18 protein-coding genes are annotated in these 16504 nt (G+C 56.3%); 11 read left to right on the top strand and 7 right to left on the bottom strand.

Annotation, left to right across the window (positions count from 1 at the left end):
- Positions 1–91 precede the first annotated feature (91 nt).
- Positions 92–1594, top strand: a complete 1503-nt coding sequence (locus tag PMI30_RS28335) for a Fic family protein (RefSeq protein ID WP_008005217.1) — start codon at positions 92–94, stop codon at positions 1592–1594.
- A 24-nt stretch (positions 1595–1618) separates the two neighbouring features.
- Here the strand turns inward: PMI30_RS28335 and PMI30_RS28340 are convergent, their stop codons facing one another.
- Positions 1619–3553, bottom strand: a complete 1935-nt coding sequence (locus PMI30_RS28340) for a RecQ family ATP-dependent DNA helicase (protein WP_008005215.1) — start codon at positions 3551–3553, stop codon at positions 1619–1621.
- A 285-nt stretch (positions 3554–3838) separates the two neighbouring features.
- Positions 3839–4342, bottom strand: a complete 504-nt coding sequence (locus PMI30_RS28345; RefSeq protein WP_008005214.1) for a hypothetical protein — start codon at positions 4340–4342, stop codon at positions 3839–3841.
- A gap of 311 nt (positions 4343–4653) precedes the next feature.
- Here PMI30_RS28345 and PMI30_RS28350 point away from each other — a divergent pair, with 311 nt between their 5' ends.
- The 5 genes from PMI30_RS28350 (at position 4654) to PMI30_RS30185 (ending at position 7385) form a co-directional block, all read left to right on the top strand.
- Positions 4654–4932, top strand: coding sequence for a hypothetical protein (locus PMI30_RS28350; RefSeq protein ID WP_008005212.1), 279 nt, complete (start codon positions 4654–4656; stop codon positions 4930–4932).
- Between the two features lie 113 nt (positions 4933–5045).
- Positions 5046–6173, top strand: coding sequence for a hypothetical protein (locus PMI30_RS28355; protein WP_008005210.1), 1128 nt, complete (start codon positions 5046–5048; stop codon positions 6171–6173).
- Between the two features lie 76 nt (positions 6174–6249).
- Entirely contained in the window at positions 6250–6432 is a 183-nt protein-coding gene (locus PMI30_RS28360; RefSeq protein WP_008005209.1) for an antitoxin PaaA2 family protein, read from the top strand.
- Positions 6433–6760: 328 nt separating this feature from the next.
- Positions 6761–7060 carry a hypothetical protein gene (locus PMI30_RS28365; protein ID WP_008005207.1) on the top strand — a complete coding sequence of 100 codons (300 nt, stop codon included), beginning with the start codon at positions 6761–6763 and terminating at the stop codon, positions 7058–7060.
- Positions 7061–7187: 127 nt separating this feature from the next.
- A complete protein-coding gene (locus tag PMI30_RS30185; RefSeq protein ID WP_081501224.1) occupies positions 7188–7385 on the top strand; it encodes a YhfG family protein in 198 nt (65 codons plus the stop codon).
- Here PMI30_RS30185 and PMI30_RS28370 read toward each other — a convergent pair.
- Together PMI30_RS28370 and PMI30_RS28375 are read right to left on the bottom strand one after the other, a co-directional pair.
- Positions 7368–7595: a DUF7683 domain-containing protein gene (locus PMI30_RS28370; protein WP_008005204.1), complete on the bottom strand. Its 228-nt coding sequence runs from the start codon at positions 7593–7595 to the stop codon at positions 7368–7370. The two genes, PMI30_RS30185 and PMI30_RS28370, sit on opposite strands and share 18 nt — an antisense overlap.
- A complete protein-coding gene (locus PMI30_RS28375; protein ID WP_008005202.1) occupies positions 7592–8800 on the bottom strand; it encodes a colicin E3/pyocin S6 family cytotoxin in 1209 nt (402 codons plus the stop codon). Before PMI30_RS28375 ends, PMI30_RS28370 begins: the two co-directional genes overlap by 4 nt.
- Before the next feature lie 206 nt (positions 8801–9006).
- On the opposite strand from PMI30_RS28375, the gene PMI30_RS28380 reads away from it, so the two are divergent.
- The 3 genes from PMI30_RS28380 to PMI30_RS28390 all read left to right on the top strand — a co-directional run bounded on the left by PMI30_RS28380 (position 9007) and on the right by PMI30_RS28390 (position 11343).
- Positions 9007–9360 carry a DUF1493 family protein gene (locus PMI30_RS28380; RefSeq protein ID WP_008005201.1) on the top strand — a complete coding sequence of 118 codons (354 nt, stop codon included), beginning with the start codon at positions 9007–9009 and terminating at the stop codon, positions 9358–9360.
- Positions 9361–9580: 220 nt separating this feature from the next.
- A complete protein-coding gene (locus PMI30_RS28385) occupies positions 9581–10075 on the top strand; it encodes a helix-turn-helix domain-containing protein (protein WP_008005199.1) in 495 nt (164 codons plus the stop codon).
- Positions 10072–11343, top strand: a complete 1272-nt coding sequence (locus PMI30_RS28390) for a type II toxin-antitoxin system HipA family toxin (protein WP_008005197.1) — start codon at positions 10072–10074, stop codon at positions 11341–11343. The genes PMI30_RS28385 and PMI30_RS28390 overlap by 4 nt, the downstream gene beginning before the upstream one ends.
- A 202-nt stretch (positions 11344–11545) precedes the next feature.
- Here the strand turns inward: PMI30_RS28390 and PMI30_RS28395 are convergent, their stop codons facing one another.
- From PMI30_RS28395 to PMI30_RS28405, 3 genes are all read right to left on the bottom strand, one after another.
- Entirely contained in the window at positions 11546–13087 is a 1542-nt protein-coding gene (locus PMI30_RS28395) for a phosphoenolpyruvate carboxykinase (RefSeq protein WP_008005195.1), read from the bottom strand.
- Positions 13088–13266: 179 nt separating this feature from the next.
- A complete protein-coding gene (hslO, locus tag PMI30_RS28400; RefSeq protein ID WP_007903074.1) occupies positions 13267–14169 on the bottom strand; it encodes an Hsp33 family molecular chaperone HslO in 903 nt (300 codons plus the stop codon).
- 225 nt (positions 14170–14394) lie between these two features.
- Positions 14395–14802 (bottom strand): RNA-binding S4 domain-containing protein, encoded by a 408-nt coding sequence (locus PMI30_RS28405; protein WP_007903079.1) that lies wholly within the window; start codon positions 14800–14802, stop codon positions 14395–14397.
- A 214-nt stretch (positions 14803–15016) separates the two neighbouring features.
- Here PMI30_RS28405 and rimB point away from each other — a divergent pair, with 214 nt between their 5' ends.
- On the top strand, positions 15017–15496 hold the full coding sequence (rimB, locus tag PMI30_RS28410; RefSeq protein ID WP_008005191.1) for a retropepsin-like aspartic endopeptidase RimB: 480 nt from the start codon (positions 15017–15019) through the stop codon (positions 15494–15496).
- On the top strand, positions 15493–16398 hold the full coding sequence (gene rimK / locus PMI30_RS28415; RefSeq protein ID WP_008005189.1) for a 30S ribosomal protein S6--L-glutamate ligase: 906 nt from the start codon (positions 15493–15495) through the stop codon (positions 16396–16398). Before rimB ends, rimK begins: the two co-directional genes overlap by 4 nt.
- The last annotated feature ends 106 nt before the right edge of the window (positions 16399–16504 follow it).

The raw sequence follows: 16504 nt of genomic DNA, 5'->3' as shown, positions 1-16504 counted from the left end.
GAATCAGGTTAAAATTTTCTTATCTGATTTGATGGTTTTAAAAAAAATCTTGGCGTGGTAAAAAAAATCTGACCCAGATAGGGGAACTGCGATGGGAAACAGAGTGGGCTACGCCCATTTGATTGATGCGCTAGATCTAAAAGCTATCGAGGTGAAACGGCCTGCGCTCATCCAGCCAGTTACCCGCCTGGAGAAAATCGGCGGTGCGTTGTCCGTTCCGCTGAGCGTTGCGCCAGCGAAAGAAGACTACCTCGCACACATCATGTTTGCGCTAAAGCATGAGGGCGTCAATCTTGCCATTCTGGCTCAGGCACTCCCCCGCATTGATGGCCAAATATTGGTCGAAGCAATAACCGAGGCTCCCAGTAGCGCCTACCTGCGCAAAATTTGTTTCCTCTGGGAGTTTTTCACCGACCAGCACCTGGACTATCCCGACAACCCTCGCGGCACCGCTACTTTTCTATTTGACCCGGACAACTACATCACCGGGCCATCAGTCCGAAACTCGCGCTGGCGAGTCGACTTCAATGGGCTAGGCACACTTCAATATTGCGCAACAGTCGAACGCACAGCTGAGATTCAGACCCTACTCGACTATGACATTCTTGGGCGATCAAAAGCCTTTATTGGCTCCCTTCCAAAAGAAATGATGGATCGGGCGATCAATTGGGCGTATTTGAGCGAAACCGAATACTCGTTTGCAATCGAGAAGGAAGCCCCCAGTGAGCAGAAGGCGCAACGATTTGTGCAACTGCTCCGCCAGGCACATGAGCGCCAGCCGCTTACGGAAGATTATCTCGTCGCCCTGCAGAACAGCGCGATATCCAACCCCTTTGATCGTGCAGCAGCATTCCGACACGAACAAAACCACCTGAGTAATTCATTTCGCGGTGCTGCTGGCGTGACCTACGTGCCTCCAGACCCCGAGCTCTGCCGTGAGTTGATGGAAGAGCTGATGACCTTCGCCAACAGAGCACCAGAGCAACTCGACCCATTGGTCGCCGCAGGCATCGCGTCTTTTGGCTTCGTCTTTCTGCACCCCTTCATGGATGGCAATGGCCGTCTTTCGCGCTTCCTGATCCACCTGGCTCTGTGCCGAAGTGGTGCTCTCGAAAACGGCCTCTTGCTACCTGTTTCGGTCGCTATGAAGCGTGAAGAACAACACTATCTGGAAGCACTACAGTCTTTTTCAAAGCCAGTTCGTGAGTTTTGGGATGTTCGCTGGATCGATGCGGAAACAATGACTTTCAACTTCATCGGTGATTCCAGTATCTATCGCTATTGGGATGCCACCGAGTGCGTAGCGTTCACGATGGAAATGGCCAAACGGGCCCTCGAGATAGAGCTGAGAGAGGAAACCGATTTTCTTCAGCGCTTCGATGCTCTCGTGAAGGTTGTAAACGAAAACTACGACGTTCGAGGCAATCTTTTGTCCAGGCTAGTCATGCAGTGCCTGGATCAAAACGGCATCGTGTCCAAAGGCCGTCGCAAACAATACCAAGGATCAATTCAGGAAGAGGTCTTCGACTTTCTTGAGCAACAAGCTCAGTCGCTATTGGCCGATGCTTACGGTGAGTCTACTGAAGACGTTTGAACGGCCTCTGTAGGAGGCCGTGTTTCAGCTTGGCAGGTGCGACAGGGACCAGTCGCGCACGTCGCCATACGGATAATCCTCCAACGCCGCAAACCCCGGAATCGACCGCGCCTTGAGCTTGGTAAACAACGGCACGCTGATCCCGCACAGAAACCGCGTCACGCGCTCTGCCGATGGAACACTCCCCGTGTGCTGCTCGTGCCTGTGGATAAAATCACCACATAGCGCCTCGAAATTTTTATCCACAAGCGCTGGCAATTCCGGTGGCGCTGGCAGCCGTGCCACGTGGCCGTGACACACGGAACAATGCCCGCACTGCTTCGGTGCGTTTTCGTCGCCGAAGTATTCCGCCAGGCGATAGCCCAGGCAGTGGTCAGTCGCGAACAGATCGAGCATGGCGTGAATCCGAGCGATCTCGGTGCGCTCGTGTTGGGTGAAGTAGGCGTGCAATTCAGCGCTCAGGGTTTGGGAATCAAAGGCCGCTTGCAACAGACTGTAGACCTCGGTCATCTGCTTGCTTTCTACCTCGACCCAACCCTTTTCCTGGAAGTAATCCAGCGCCTTGACCACCCGACTGCGCTCGGCGGAATACTGCTCATACAGCGCATCGAAATTCACCGTGGCCCAAGTCCGTGCGCGACTGGAGGTCTGGATGATCGCCGAGACGAAGTCCTTTCGCTCACCTTCAAATCGGGCAAGCAAAGCTTCGGGTTCCTGCAAATACTTGAAGCGGTATTCGGCGTAATAGGCATAACGCGGTGCGATTATTGCGCGCAACTCCAGCTGTACCAGCAAGGTCTTGAGCGGTAACTGGCGAATGTTGCTCTGATCGGCCAAAGGCCCCAGCAGAAACTCCCACTGCCCCTCGGGCACAGCGGCTTGCAACTCCTCGAGCACGCAACGAATGCCGTCCCGCTCCGGCGTATCACCGTAGACGAAGTTTTCCAGCACGTTGAGGCTGTCGCGGTTGGCCAGCACCAGGCAATCGGATGGCTGCCCGTCACGCCCGGCGCGACCGATTTCCTGGCTGTAGTTTTCGATGGATTTAGGCAGGTCGAAATGCACCACGTTGCGGATATCGCTTTTATCGATGCCCATGCCAAAGGCAATGGTGGCGACGATGCAATTGGACTGCCCGCCCATGAAGCGCTTTTGTATCCCTTCCCGTTGTTCATGGGGCAAACCGGCGTGATAGGCCTCGGCCTGAATGCCATTGCGCCCCAGATGTTCGGCGATGTGCTCAGCGGTTTTCTGCAGGGTGACGTAGACAATACTCGGCTGGCCGGGACGCTGGCTCATCCACTCGACAAGGCGTCGTCGCTTGTCCTGGCCGCGTACCGGTTCCACCAACAGATTGAGGTTGGGTCGGTAGAAGCCAGTGGTCACCACATCCTCGGGGGCGATGGCGAATTTGGCCTCCATGTCGGCAATCACCTTGGGTGTCGCGGTGGCGGTCAGCAGCAGGGCCTGAGGAATGTTGAACTGGCGTTGGTAGTCCGGCAGCTTGAGGTAATCGGGGCGGAAGTTGTGACCCCATTCAGAGATGCAGTGAGCCTCGTCCACCACCAGCAGCGAGATCGGCACCTGCTGCAAAAAATGGCGGAAGCGCTCGTTCTTCAGGCGCTCCACGGAAATCATCAGAATCTTCAATTCGCCGGACTTTGCCCGGGCCATCACATCGCTGGCGTCATCGCGGCTCTGGGCCGAATCGATACTGCCCGCCGCAATGCCGTGGCGCTGCAAGAAGGCTAACTGATCCTGCATCAACGCCAGCAACGGCGAGACCACCAGCGTCAGATGCGGCAACAACAAGGCTGGCAATTGATAGCAAAGAGACTTGCCCGAACCGGTAGGGAAAATCGCCGCCGCCGAGCGCCCGGCCAACACAGCACTGACCGCCGCCTCCTGACCCGGCCGAAACTGTGGATAACCGAAAACCTGTTCCAGGGTGTTGTGCATAAGCTGTCACTCCATTGACCGCTGCGAAGCCCAAAGCCTAGCCGGCGAACGCAGCGAGTCGAGAAAGGTCGGGGGCAAAAACGATACGGGATGATACAGCGGATGGGGTATCGGGATTGCAAGGCTTGAGGGATCGGGCGCCGATCAGATCGCTTTCGCGAGCAAGCCCGCTCCCACAGTGGATCTCGGTCACTCACCAATTTTGTGTACGCAGGAGATCCACTGTGGGAGCGGGCTTGCTCGCGAAGAGGCCAGCAAAGCCGCCTCAAAAACATCGATAAAAAATCAGGGCACCAACACCGCCACCCGCAGTTGCTCATCCAGCGCCTGCTCATGAAACACCTGGCTCTTGCTCGCCCAAACCGCATGGGCCGGGCTGATTTCGCCAGTGAACGCCGCCGCCAACTGACGCAAATCCGCGACACTTCGCACACGAGGGCAAAAGGGCTCACCGTCACAGTTCTGACTGGCGTTGCGATAGGTAATCAGCAACCGATCCCACAACCCCTCACGCACTTGCCTGACCGACTTGAGCTTCACAGCCTGCACGCCCAGTCGCTGTTTCAGACCCTGTTCGTCCAGCGCTTCGCTGGCCAGCAGCGCCTTGCCCACCATCAACACCTCGGCGCGGGATGCGGTGTCGACGTCTGCCTGAGTGGTCAGGGCATCCGGCCAACCGGTGCGGTCCATGTTGGCGAGGATCAGCGAATTACCCGCATCGGCAGCGCCGGTGAAACTGCAAACACCGGCCCACAACAACAATATCGAGGCCATACGCAGCCATTGCATACCTAATTCCCTTTAAGAGTCGACTCAGACGTTTCGAAACGTCCTACAAATTCTGGCGCGCACCCTACGGAGGTTTGATGCGCTACGCCTGACAATCCCGTAGGAATATCGACCTCTCGGAGGAAAAGCTTAAAAAATAGTCGGAGCCTGCGTAGGCAAAGGTCGACAGCGCCGGTAAACCCCCTACAAAACCTGTCCATTTACGTCTTATTGCGACGCCTCGCCGCCGCCCTCTATAGTTTCCGACGCGGCAGAAAACACTGTGTCGGCCCGCCGGCGAGCCTGCCCGACTTCCCACAGGACTGATCTCGATGAACACGTTCAACTCGCTAACCGACCGTTATCGCCCACTCAAAACCAACTACAGCGATACCCCTGTGTTGGTTATCGACACCGAGGCCAATCCGCACGAGATTCTCGATGCCGCCCAGCAACGCATCCGCGCCGCCAGCGACCTGCTCGAAACGCTCTATTGCCTGTGCTTCAAACAGGCCGACGTGAAAGACATTCCCAATATCGTCAACGCGCTTTACTTGCTGACCCAGGATGGCTGCCAACTTCTTGAGACCGCCAAACAACTCATCAAATAATACTTTCAAACAACAACTAACACCTCGCACAAAAACAGCAACAACTAATCACTTCACTATTCAGACAATACAAACTAGCGTGCCAGCTCTTATATCAAGCAAGGGCAACACAAATGACTGTATTAACTATTTTCTTCTGCGGCACCGGCTCAACTAAATTCGACACCACTAATGAAAATTACTGGGACGGCGAACTGGTATCGACACTTGCCTCCCACCATCTTGGCAGGGAGTTCGCCGAATGGATCGTGGTCGATGGTCCCGGCAGCGGTAATCTGCAAGCCGACGATCTCTTTACCAAATCCGAGGAGTACGGTCTCAGCGGCACACTGTTCGGCAAAGGCTGGGAGCAAAACGTCCAACACGCGATCAACATCATCAAAGGCCAGTGTGACTGGCAGCGCGAGCAACTGACCGAAGAAGAATACAGCCGCCTCAAAGCGGCCGGCATTCCCATCGAAGACGTAAAAGTTGAAGGCTCGTGGTTCTGGCGCAAATACAACTATGGCGATCGCAGCGTGACCCAGCAGGCGTTGCAAGAACAGATCATTAAAACCTTCCGCAAGGACGGTGTTATTCCCACCCAAGTAAACCTGGTGGGCTGGAGTCGCGGCGGCATTAGTTGCCACATGCTGGCCAACGCGATGTTCAAAGACAGCGAACTTAAAAACATTCCGGTGAATATTTTTGCGATTGATCCGGTGCCTGGCATTAGCAACTTCCAGGACGACAAAGTCAAACTCGGTGCCAACGTCAAAGAATATGTAGGTTTCTATGCCCGGGACGAACGCTCGAAAGGCTTCTGCTGCGTCATCCCGCAAACTGCCACCGGCACCCAAACCCACATTTACCCCATACCCGGCCGTCACGCCACCGTGTCAGGCAATGCCTCCCCCGACGGCGTCAGCGGCCCGAAAACCCTGGCCGAGCCAGGCCGGTTCGTCCGCCATTTTGCTGAAGTCTGCCTCCAGCGCTGGGGCGTGCAACTGGACAAGTCGTTGAACCTGACCCATGCCGATCTGCAGAACCTTGGCAAAGCCATGGTCGACGCCGAAGCGAAGTACCGGCTGATGCACAACTACTCCTACACCTACTTCACCGAACTGGACCAAGGCGAACGCTACGTTTCGCTGGGCAGCAAAGGGGTCAACTTCTCGACGGTGAAAGGCACGGTCTATGCCCCGGCGACTGGGCTGACGACTAGCGTGCTGGATGTTGCGGCGTATCAGCATATTTGTTGATCGGGTGGGCGGCGCTGGGCGATAGCTTGCCTGCGGTGGGCGCGGGAATTCTAAAAACTATGCAGAGGCAGGTTGAATGACGGAGAAAAACCGCGGCAACGGCATCGAAGCGCAAATCGACAATGTGGCCTACGAGGCATGGTTTATCAAGCAGGTGCAGGCCAGCATCGATGATCCCCGACCAAGCATTCCTGACTATGAAGCCAGGCGTTTGATGGCGGAAAAACGCGAACTGTTTAAGCGGTTACCGGATCGGTAGGAACGGCCTATCAAAGCTTCATCCCGTTCCTACAACAGAAGACTCCTTGTCGCCTATCGCTGCCCTGTAGCTCAAATCTATAGTCGTGACTGTCGCTGCCAAATCAGCGACCGGGCTTGGTCACCCGAGTAGAGAACTCATTTCGCTTCCGTTGTATGCTGCGACACCTCAAGTGCCTGCACGCTATATGGTGGCTGTGTTCGGGACGTCTTCGGACGTACCGGCAAAGTGAGTTCTCACCGGTTTGACCAACCCGAACACAGTCCGCCTCCCATCGCTTGGTCACGATGGTGGTGGTTTTCTCGTAATGCACTTGAGAATTCTCACTATGAATAACTGGAATAAGTTCACAACCGAACGCTACCGCCCGCTCCAATCCAGCCTCACCGATTCCCCGCCCCTGATCATCGACACAGAGGCCAATCCCCAAGACATCCTTGAAGCCGCTCTCCAGCGAATCAGAGCCTCCAGTGATCTCCTCAAAACCCTGCACTGCGTTTGCTTCAAACATGGCGACGTAGAAGACATCCCCCACATCACCCACGCGCTCTACCTGCTGACCCAGGACGGCTGCGACCTGCTCAAGGTTGCCCAGCAACGCATGCTGAACTGGAAAGCACCAAGCTGATACCGGGTGAAGATCGTTCCCACGCTCCCGCGTGGGGATGCCTCCACGGACGCTCCGCGTTCGGCTCTTGGAACGCAGAGCGTCACCCATGGCGATGATCGAACACTCGCAACCCGAGACAACCGCGATGAGCGAATTAACGTTCAGACAAAAATCAGCTCACTACGAAAAAATGCGCCGCTCAAACTACTTGGCCAGCTTGCGGCTCGCAGGCTTCGACACGTCACCGACAGACCTCGAAAAACCGCTGCCTACTCGAGAAGAAGCACTTGCCAAATACCGACAAGACAAAAGAGCCCCTCTCCCCTCAACCAGAAGAAGTTAGATAAAGATCCAGCTCTTCAGGAAAAGTCATCGAGGCCAAGCGTTCAATCTCAAGCGCCTGTGCTGTTGTGAGCCGGAAATCCACACCCACGCAGTCATTGCTGTTCGTCCATTGCATCACGGGGGTCAAGTCCTCCACCGATAAGCTAATGGTCTGCTCAAATACCAATTCATCCTTATCCGGATGAAAACCCATCACCGAAAAATTCATGGTTCTACCTCTCGCGTCTTATCCGCACTTTTTGTCTGTTCGCCTGTGACGTGATCGAACTCACCTAGATGTTTTCCACGTTTGGTGTATTTCTCCAAAGCACCATGCTGCCGGTCCCACTCATAAATATTACCCACCCGATCAAACCAGCGTGGACGTAGACCACCTCCTCCCTGTACGGAAGTTTTTGATCGCCCGCGAACAAGATCAGGAAAAGCGGGGAGGACACCTTTAGGAGTCGGGTGATATTTGTGATCGGAAATACTCAACACGACATAAAGCGGCTGAACACCCGAATCCGCCGGGAACACCAGAATAAAATCCTGATACTCCGGCGGATAAACCGGGCTGACGATAATGTTGTCCGCCTGCTCCGTCGGTGGAAAAATCCACACCTGAGGCGCTTGCGGTGCCGCTTCCAGCGCCGGGACACCCAACGTATCCGCCGGGTTTTCTGCGGGCGTCCAGATCAGCTCAACCCCGCTGCCAAAGTCAGCTACCTGCTGCGATCCACGCGTTTCAAACATCACGACAGGGACCATTTCCCAATCACGCCGGCTCTGGGTGTTGTAGCCGTAGCCCTTGACAGTTCCGTCAGCCTGCTCCTCTACCCGCAAACGAACCCGTGTTCGAGCTTGTTTGAGTGATCTGAGTTGATCGTCGGTATACAGCGCACCATCACCCAGGCTCGATGGCGCGAGCAAAGCAACCAGCCCCACCAAAGAAGCGGCAGCAACACCAGCGGTGACAACTCCAGCGCCAGTGCCCACGACAGAGGACGTTGCCGGAGCAATTGCTGCCCCTCCCAATGCCAAAGAGCCGATACCCGCCGGCAAAACACCACTGATCTTCTTGAGCGGCAAACGGCCAGAGCCATCAGCCTGACGGCCTCCCAGCAAGGTGAACTCACCATACTCACCGACACTGTCCGTCGGCACAAACCCGGATGGGCTGGTGTAATCGATGATTGAGTCCGGCAACTTGCAAGACTTGGCAAAGACGCAACCGGCGGGCGACTGGCGCTTTTTCTGAAACGCCACTTCCCGGCTCTTTTCGAATGCGTCCTGCCTGGCGAGCATGGCTTCGTGGGCGTTTTGCCTGGCCTCCCTCTCCGCCAATTCAGTAGCGGTCATGTCCCGTAACCGACGGTAACCGCCCCCATCGTTATCGTAGTGCTGCCACACTTGCGGTGTGCCCTTGCCCATCCGTCACCCTCTCGGTCACCACTAAAACCCCGGCTCAATGCCGAGGCAGGTGAAGTTACCGAGTGTTAGAAAGTGCGGTTGTAGGGCTAATCTGAACCTACCGTGCGATCCTTCTTCATCGTCTATTGCGGATGATTCCACTCAAAACTTGCCGCAAAATCAGGACCAAGCCGACTCATCGGCATGCCCCTAACGGAAGATGCACCATGAACCTCGCCCCCAACTTCCCCGACGACCACACCATGCACCTGCTCATGCAGCTGCTGCACGAAGAACTCGGCCTGCCCGAACGTAAAACCATCAGCCTCACCACCTCGATCAACTTCGATCTGGGCTGCAACGGTGCGGATGCGCGGCATTTGATGGAAGCGCTGGAGGAGCAGTTCGGGATCGACTTCGTGGACTACGATGCGTATCGATATTTTCAGCCGGAAGAGTTTGATGTGTTTCTCAAGCGTCGGGCGAAAGGGCGCGGTGACAAGGTGCCACTGACCATTGGCATGCTCTACCAAGCGATCAAGGTGCAACGGTGGGATACACAAGGATTGGAAGGCCTGTAACGCGTATATCGCCACTCAACTGCTGCCCCCCGATACAAGTGGCATTATTCTGGCTGTTTAAGCCTATTTCGACTGGAATAATGGCAGTTAATGATGATCTATCAAATCCTGTCCGCTGCTAACAAGCTGATCTCGTAACCTCGTGAGACAGTGAAGCGGCATTTTCATTAAGTGCTATTATTCTGGTAGTTTAGGCTTAAAAGTGAAGGAATAATGGCATATGGCTAAGAAAACAGCGCCACTTTTGCCCGCCGCATCCAAGCTGCTCTCTGAGTTTGGCGAGCGACTGAAACTCGCTCGACTGCGCCGAAAACTGACAGCCAAGCAAGTCGCCGAAAGGGCTGGCATGTCACTGACAACACTGCGCAATCTGGAGTCAGGCGGAGCAGGTGTGACCATGGGCGCGTATTTGTCGGTCATGCAGGTGCTGGGGCTGGAAAAGGACTTGAGCAAGCTCGCCGCAGTGGATGAGTTAGGGCGCCAACTGCAAGATGCTCAGTTAACCCCCGGAGCGAAACTCACAGTCAATAAACGCCGAAGCGCACGAAGCATTGCTGCGACCAGAACGCCGCCCCCCGCTGATGAAAAGAGCGGCCAATTCATTGAAAAATCCGGTCCCGAATCAAATCGCATTCCTGATTTCCCTTTCAGCACCCACTCGTTATCTCGCTTGGTGATCAAGAAAAAAAACAAACCTACGGAAAGTGAAAAATGACATTAATCGCTGTGTATGCCGATTGGGAGACCTTGAACGGTCCAAGACGACTTGGGTTCTTGCACGTAAGAAAGACTCGCTCCGCAAACGTATTTGAGTTTGAGTACGACTCTGCCGCACTGGCCGATCCAGCGTTAAATTTCATTTCTCTTGATCCTCGTATCGGGCTTTTTGAAGGCCGTCAGTACCCAGGTCAACATCAGAGCCGGTTTGGCCTATTTGCTGACTCAAGCCCTGATCGGTGGGGTCAGTTGCTGATGAAACGTCGGCTGGAGCGAGATATCCGCGAGGGCTTGGTACCTGACGGAACCAAGCTGTACGAATCCGACTTTCTTTTGGGGGTTCATGACCGCTACCGGGTCGGGGCGATCCGCTACAAACTCAATGACCAAGGCAATTTTCTGGATGATCGCGATGGATTGGCTGCTCCGCCCTTCGTCGAGTTACGCGCCTTGGAGCAGGCAAGTCGCGCCTTGGAGAGCGATGAGGACAACACTGCTCCCGATGGACGTGAATGGTTGAGAATGTTGATTGCACCAGGCGGCTCATTGGGTGGAGCCAGACCTAAGGCCAGCGTCGCTGACGAAGCTGGTCACTTGTGGATCGCCAAATTCCCAAGCACTCGCGATGACTATGACGTCGGCGGTTGGGAACTGGTAGTGAATGCCTTGGCGGATAGCTGCGGGCTGCGGGTAGCGAATGGTGTGGCGCAACGCTTCGCGAGCGATCATCACTGCTTCATGGTTAAGCGCTTCGACCGAACAAAAAATGGTGGTCGACTGCATTTCGCCTCAGCCATGACCATGACAGATAGGGTAGACGGCGACGATGCATCGGCAGGTGCCAGCTACCTGGAGTTGGCTGAAGTGCTCATGAAGCACGGTTCAGAAACTAACGCGGATCTTCGCGAGCTATGGTCTCGTATCGTGTTCAACATCTTGGTTTCCAATACCGACGACCACCTGCGCAATCATGGTTTTATCCTTGATCCTGGTCGAGGATGGCGCCTGTCTGAAGCCTACGATATGAACCCGGTACCACATGCCGATGGATTGAAACTCAACATCACCGATTCAGACAACGCCCTGGATCTTGAGCTCGCTCGCGAAGTTGCAGAGTACTTCCGTATCAGCCGTAAAGACGCAGACGAAATTATCGAGAATTTCCGGGAAGCTGTCAGCCAATGGTCAACCGTGGCTAGTGCTTTGGGGCTTTCGAAGCGAGAGAGAGACAACATGGCCCCAGCGTTTCGGCTGGCAGGTAATTAGCCTCAACGCACCAACTACGGCTCATGGCTTCGATTCACGCTTCCTCCCCACACTCGGTCGCCCTCATGCAGTTGCGCTTCACTTCGTTCGCTGTGATCAACTTACGGGGACTTTCACCCACAAGATTGCGCCCATGCTGGGCACCCACAAAAAAGCCGCCCTCAAAGGGCGGCTTTCTCTTACCTCAAACCACTACCGATACTTACAACTTCGGCCCAGCAGCCTTGATCGCGTCGCTTACTTCAAACTTCTTGAAGTTCTCAACAAACAACCCAGCCAACGCCTTGGCAGCTTCATCATAAGCAGCCTTGTCAGCCCAGGTATTACGTGGGTTCAACAGGCCAGTCTCAACGCCCGGTACGGCCAGTGGCACGTCGAGGTTGATGGTGTCCAGGTGCTCAGTCTCGGCACCAATCAACGCGCCGCTCTGAATCGCTGCAATCACGCCACGAGTGGTCGGGATGTTGAAGCGTTTGCCGACGCCGTAGCCGCCGCCGGTCCAGCCGGTGTTGACCAGGTAGACCTTGGAGCCGAAGCCGCGGATGCGCTTGATCAGCAGTTCTGCGTATTCGCCGGCCGGGCGCGGGAAGAACGGTGCGCCGAAGCAGGTGGAGAAGGTCGACTTGATGCCGCTGCCGGAACCCATTTCGGTCGAGCCCACCAGAGCGGTGTAGCCGGACAGGAAGTGGTAGGCCGCTTGTTCTTCGCTGAGGATCGAGACTGGCGGCAATACGCCGGTCAGGTCGCAGGTCAGGAAGATCACAGCGTTTGGCTCACCACCGAGGTTTTTCTCGGAACGCTTGGCAACGTGCTCCAGCGGATAGGCAGCGCGGCTGTTCTGGGTCAGGCTGACGTCGGCGTAGTCGGCGTGCTTGGCGTCATCGATAACGACGTTCTCCAGGACTGCGCCGTGCTTGATGGCTTTCCAGATGACCGGCTCGTTCTTCTCGGACAAGTCGATGCACTTGGCATAGCAACCGCCTTCGATGTTGAACACCACGCCCTCGCCCCAGCCGTGTTCGTCATCACCGATCAGGTAACGGCTTTCGTCGGCGGACAGGGTGGTTTTACCGGTGCCGGACAGACCGAAGAACAGGGTCACGTCGCCTGCTTCACCGATGTTGGCAGCGCAGTGCATTGGCAGCACGTCGGCGGCCGGTAGCAGGAAGTTCTGCACCGAGAACATGGCTTTTTTCATTTCACCGGCGTAGCGCATGCCGGCGATCAGCACTTTCTTCTGGGCGAAGTTGAGGATCACGCAGCCATCGGAGTTGGTGCCGTCACGCTCTGGCACGCATTCGAAGTTGGCAACGTTGAGGACTTGCCACTCTTCACGACCAGCCGGGTTGTACTGGGCCGGGTTGATGAACAGGCAACGACCGAACAGGTTCTGCCAGGCAGTCTGGGTGGTCATCTTCACGGCCAGGTAATGCTCTTCGGCAGCACCTACATGCACGTGGGAAACGAAATGCTCTTGCGCGTTGTTGAACGCCTCGACGCGAGCCCACAGGGCATCGAACTTGTCGGCCGGGAACTTGCGGTTGATCGGGCCCCAGGCGATGGCGTCCTGGGTGGTCGGCTCTTCAACGATGAAACGATCGACTGGCGAACGGCCGGTACGGTGACCGGTGCGAACAACCAGCGCGCCGGTATCGGCAAGCTCGCCTTCACCGCGCTTCAGGGCTTCTTTAACCAGATCATCAACACTCAGATCGGTGTACACGGCGTTATTGGCTTGCGTCATGAGGTTCCCCGTCGGCCAGTGGCCGAGTGCTCCAAACGTTTTGTAGTAGAAAGTCGTGCACTACTACCGCGAAAAAAGTGGGCCGGATTATGCCAGAAAAGCCCAAAAAGTGTAGGGCCCTCCCGTCAGAACGGCGTTATTCCGGCGTTAAGCAGTGAATTTACCTGCACTGAAACGTTTTAGTGACGGGTATCTGACGGCGTATCGACCCCTGCACCCGCAAACAATTGGGTGATATCGGCCGCGTCGAACAGGTAACGTTCGTTGCAAAACTGACAATCGATCTCGATGCGGCCGCCATGTTCGACGACCAGCTTCTGAGCATCTTCCAGACCCAAACTGACCAGCGCATTGCCCGAGCGTTCCCGGGAGCAACTGCAATGAAAGCGTAGTTTCTGCACATCGAACAGGCGCACCTGCTCTTCATGATAGAGGCGATGGAGCACGGTTTCGTTGTCCAGGCTCAGCAATTCATCGGCGGTCAGCGTGCCGCCCAGCGTGGTGATGTGCTGCCAGCTGGCGGCGCGTTCTTCTTCGTCTTTCAGACGGTCGGCAGGCAATTGCTGCAGCAACAGGCCACGGGCACGACGGCCATCGGCGTAGAGCCAGAAGCGGGTATTGGTCTGCTGGGACATGACGAAGTAATTGGTGAAGCACTCCGACAGGGTCGCGCCGTCGAGGTCGACGATGCCTTGGTAGCGTTGGCCCTGAGTCGGGTCGACGGTCAGCGCCAGCACGCCATTGGGCATCAAGTCGGCGAGGGTCGCATCGGGGGCGATCTGGTCGGCTTCGTAACGGGCCAGGCCACGGATTTCACGCTCGCTGGAGCACTCGATCATCAGCAACGGCACCGGGCCTTCGGAACGGGCCTGAAGAATCAGCAAGCCATCGAACTTCAAGGTGCCAACCAGCAACGCTGCCGCCGCCATCAGCTCGCCCAGCAATTGCGCGACCGGCTCCGGATAGGCGTGTTTGGCGAGGACTTCGGCATAGCTACGCTCCAACCCAACCAGCTCGCCGCGGGTGTCGCTGTCATCGAAGATGAAGCGTTGGGTGTAGTCGTTATCCGATAGATTGGTCATAGGTCTGGGTATCTGAAAGGGTGACAAAAAATGAAAATCGCGTCATTTCCGCATTTTTGGGCGGAAAAAGTTCAGCCGTAAGGGCATTTTATGAACAATCCGGGGTTGTTCCAAGCAAGGTAAAACCTCGGTTTTCGACGAACGGCATTTTCACTTTGCCGCTGTCGAGTACACCCATATGGCTGCACAGGTGCGCGATTGCAAGTCTGCGCCCGACGGCGATCACTACTCGTCGTTGCTATTACCGCGAAACTTGAACAGATCCCGGCGCTGCTTCTTGCTTGGCTTGCCATCGGTGCTCACGCCCAACGCCCCGGCCTTGCGCATGGCCGCAGCCGCTTCACGTTTGGCGATGCTGGCTTCGGTTTCGGCATACAGCGCCTGAGCCTCCGGCGCGCCACGACGCACGATCGACAGCGCCTGGACCACCACCGTACGCTCCTCGAAGCCGGTGCGAATCTGAAACTCATCGCCGACCCTCGGCTCCTTGCCTGGCTTGCAGCGCTCGCCCCGGCAATGCACCTTGCCGCTTTCAATCGCGGCCTTGGCCAAGGCACGTGTTTTATAAAAACGCGCGGCCCACAACCATTTATCGAGACGGACCTTGTCGTCCTCTTCGCTTTTTTGTGCCATTGGATGACCTCATTCTGAAATATCGATGAACTGTACTACCGTTTCTGTCGTGCCATGAATCCTCACGCTGTGGATTAGAATGCAGGCATTCCCCCGCACATTGAGGGATGGAAATCCGGGCCGTAGATATCTGTCGCCTTTTACCCATTATTCTGCGTGAATACCGCGAATTCGGCCGCATGCGGCCTGAGCGGTTTTTGCCGGTTGAGCACTTTTGAAGACATTTGACCATTTGACCGTTGTCGGTCTGCGCGAGTGGGTGGCGCTCCCGGATTTGGGAGTCGCGGGCCTTCGGGCAAAAATCGACACCGGCGCCAGCACCTCCAGCCTGCACGCCACCGATATCGAGCCGTTCGAGCGCGATGGAGAACAGTGGGTGCGCTTTACCGCGCACCTGGGCACGGTGGTACAACTGCGGCACCGGCGCTGCGAAGCCCCGCTGGTAACGAGGAAAACCATTAAAAGCTCCAATGGCCATGCGCAGATGCGCTATGTGGTCAGCACCACCCTGGCCCTCGGTGATCGGGTCTGGCGGGTCGAGTTCACCCTCGCCTGCCGCAAGTCCATGCGCTATCGCCTGTTACTCGGTTCCAAAGCCCTGATCGACGGCCAGTTGGTGGTCAATCCGGGCATTAAGTATGTACAAGACAAGCCGGTGTTCCCGGTATCTACCTTCTCCACAGGTGTTGCATGAAGATCGCTGTGCTGTCGCGGAACCCGCGTCTGTATTCCACCCGTCGTCTGGTCGAAGCCGGTATGGAGCGTGGCCATGAAATGGTGGTGATCGACACCTTGCGCGCCTACATGAACATTGCCAGCCACAAGCCGCAGATCCACTACCGTGGCAAACCGCTGGAAGGTTTCGATGCAGTGATCCCGCGGATCGGCGCTTCGGTAACGTTTTATGGCTGCGCGGTGCTGCGCCAGTTCGAAATGATGGGGGTGTTTCCGCTCAACGAATCGGTAGCCATCGCCCGTTCGCGAGACAAACTGCGGTCGCTGCAACTGCTGTCGCGCCGAGGGATCGGTTTGCCGGTCACCGGTTTTGCCCACTCTCCGGATGACATCCCTGACTTGATCGAGATGGTCAACGGCGCACCACTGGTGATCAAGGTACTGGAAGGCACTCAGGGCATCGGTGTGGTGCTGTGTGAAACGGCCACGGCGGCGGAATCGGTGATCGAGGCCTTCATGGGCCTGAAGCAAAACATCATGGTTCAGGAATACATCAAGGAAGCCGGCGGCGCGGACATTCGTTGTTTCGTGGTCGGCGACAAGGTGATCGCGGCGATGAAGCGTCAGGCCAAGCCGGGGGAATTTCGCTCCAACCTGCATCGCGGTGGCAGTGCGAGCCTGATCAAGATCACGCCGGAAGAACGCATGACCGCATTGCGTGCAGCGAAGGTCATGGGGTTGGCGGTGGCGGGGGTGGACATCCTGCGCTCCAACCATGGGCCGCTGGTGATGGAAGTTAACTCGTCACCGGGGCTTGAAGGGATTGAAACCACCACCGGGAAGAACGTGGCGGGGATCATCATCGAACATCTGGAGAAGAATGGCGGGCCGAATATGACGCGGACCAAAGGGAAAGGCTGAAGCTGACTCGGTGATCGTTCCCACGCTCTGCGTGGGAATGCAGCCCGGGACGCTCCGCGTCCCCTCCAGAGCCGAACGCGGAGCGTCCGAAGAGGCATTCCCACGC

Origin of the sequence: Pseudomonas sp. GM50 (genome assembly GCF_000282375.1) — a bacterium.
Classification (GTDB): domain Bacteria; phylum Pseudomonadota; class Gammaproteobacteria; order Pseudomonadales; family Pseudomonadaceae; genus Aquipseudomonas.
Note: the sequence above shows the minus strand (reverse complement) of the source record. Positions and strands in the feature narration are given on the sequence as shown.

Coding starts and splice junctions, on each gene's coding strand:
- PMI30_RS28335 (WP_008005217.1), top strand. CDS start 92: ATGGGAAACAGAGTGGGCTACGCCCATTTGATTGATGCGCTAGATCTA.
- PMI30_RS28340 (WP_008005215.1), bottom strand. CDS start 3,553: ATGCACAACACCCTGGAACAGGTTTTCGGTTATCCACAGTTTCGGCCG.
- PMI30_RS28345 (WP_008005214.1), bottom strand. CDS start 4,342: ATGCAATGGCTGCGTATGGCCTCGATATTGTTGTTGTGGGCCGGTGTT.
- PMI30_RS28350 (WP_008005212.1), top strand. CDS start 4,654: ATGAACACGTTCAACTCGCTAACCGACCGTTATCGCCCACTCAAAACC.
- PMI30_RS28355 (WP_008005210.1), top strand. CDS start 5,046: ATGACTGTATTAACTATTTTCTTCTGCGGCACCGGCTCAACTAAATTC.
- PMI30_RS28360 (WP_008005209.1), top strand. CDS start 6,250: ATGACGGAGAAAAACCGCGGCAACGGCATCGAAGCGCAAATCGACAAT.
- PMI30_RS28365 (WP_008005207.1), top strand. CDS start 6,761: ATGAATAACTGGAATAAGTTCACAACCGAACGCTACCGCCCGCTCCAA.
- PMI30_RS30185 (WP_081501224.1), top strand. CDS start 7,188: ATGAGCGAATTAACGTTCAGACAAAAATCAGCTCACTACGAAAAAATG.
- PMI30_RS28370 (WP_008005204.1), bottom strand. CDS start 7,595: ATGAATTTTTCGGTGATGGGTTTTCATCCGGATAAGGATGAATTGGTA.
- PMI30_RS28375 (WP_008005202.1), bottom strand. CDS start 8,800: ATGGGCAAGGGCACACCGCAAGTGTGGCAGCACTACGATAACGATGGG.
- PMI30_RS28380 (WP_008005201.1), top strand. CDS start 9,007: ATGAACCTCGCCCCCAACTTCCCCGACGACCACACCATGCACCTGCTC.
- PMI30_RS28385 (WP_008005199.1), top strand. CDS start 9,581: ATGGCTAAGAAAACAGCGCCACTTTTGCCCGCCGCATCCAAGCTGCTC.
- PMI30_RS28390 (WP_008005197.1), top strand. CDS start 10,072: ATGACATTAATCGCTGTGTATGCCGATTGGGAGACCTTGAACGGTCCA.
- PMI30_RS28395 (WP_008005195.1), bottom strand. CDS start 13,087: ATGACGCAAGCCAATAACGCCGTGTACACCGATCTGAGTGTTGATGAT.
- hslO (WP_007903074.1), bottom strand. CDS start 14,169: ATGACCAATCTATCGGATAACGACTACACCCAACGCTTCATCTTCGAT.
- PMI30_RS28405 (WP_007903079.1), bottom strand. CDS start 14,802: ATGGCACAAAAAAGCGAAGAGGACGACAAGGTCCGTCTCGATAAATGG.
- rimK (WP_008005189.1), top strand. CDS start 15,493: ATGAAGATCGCTGTGCTGTCGCGGAACCCGCGTCTGTATTCCACCCGT.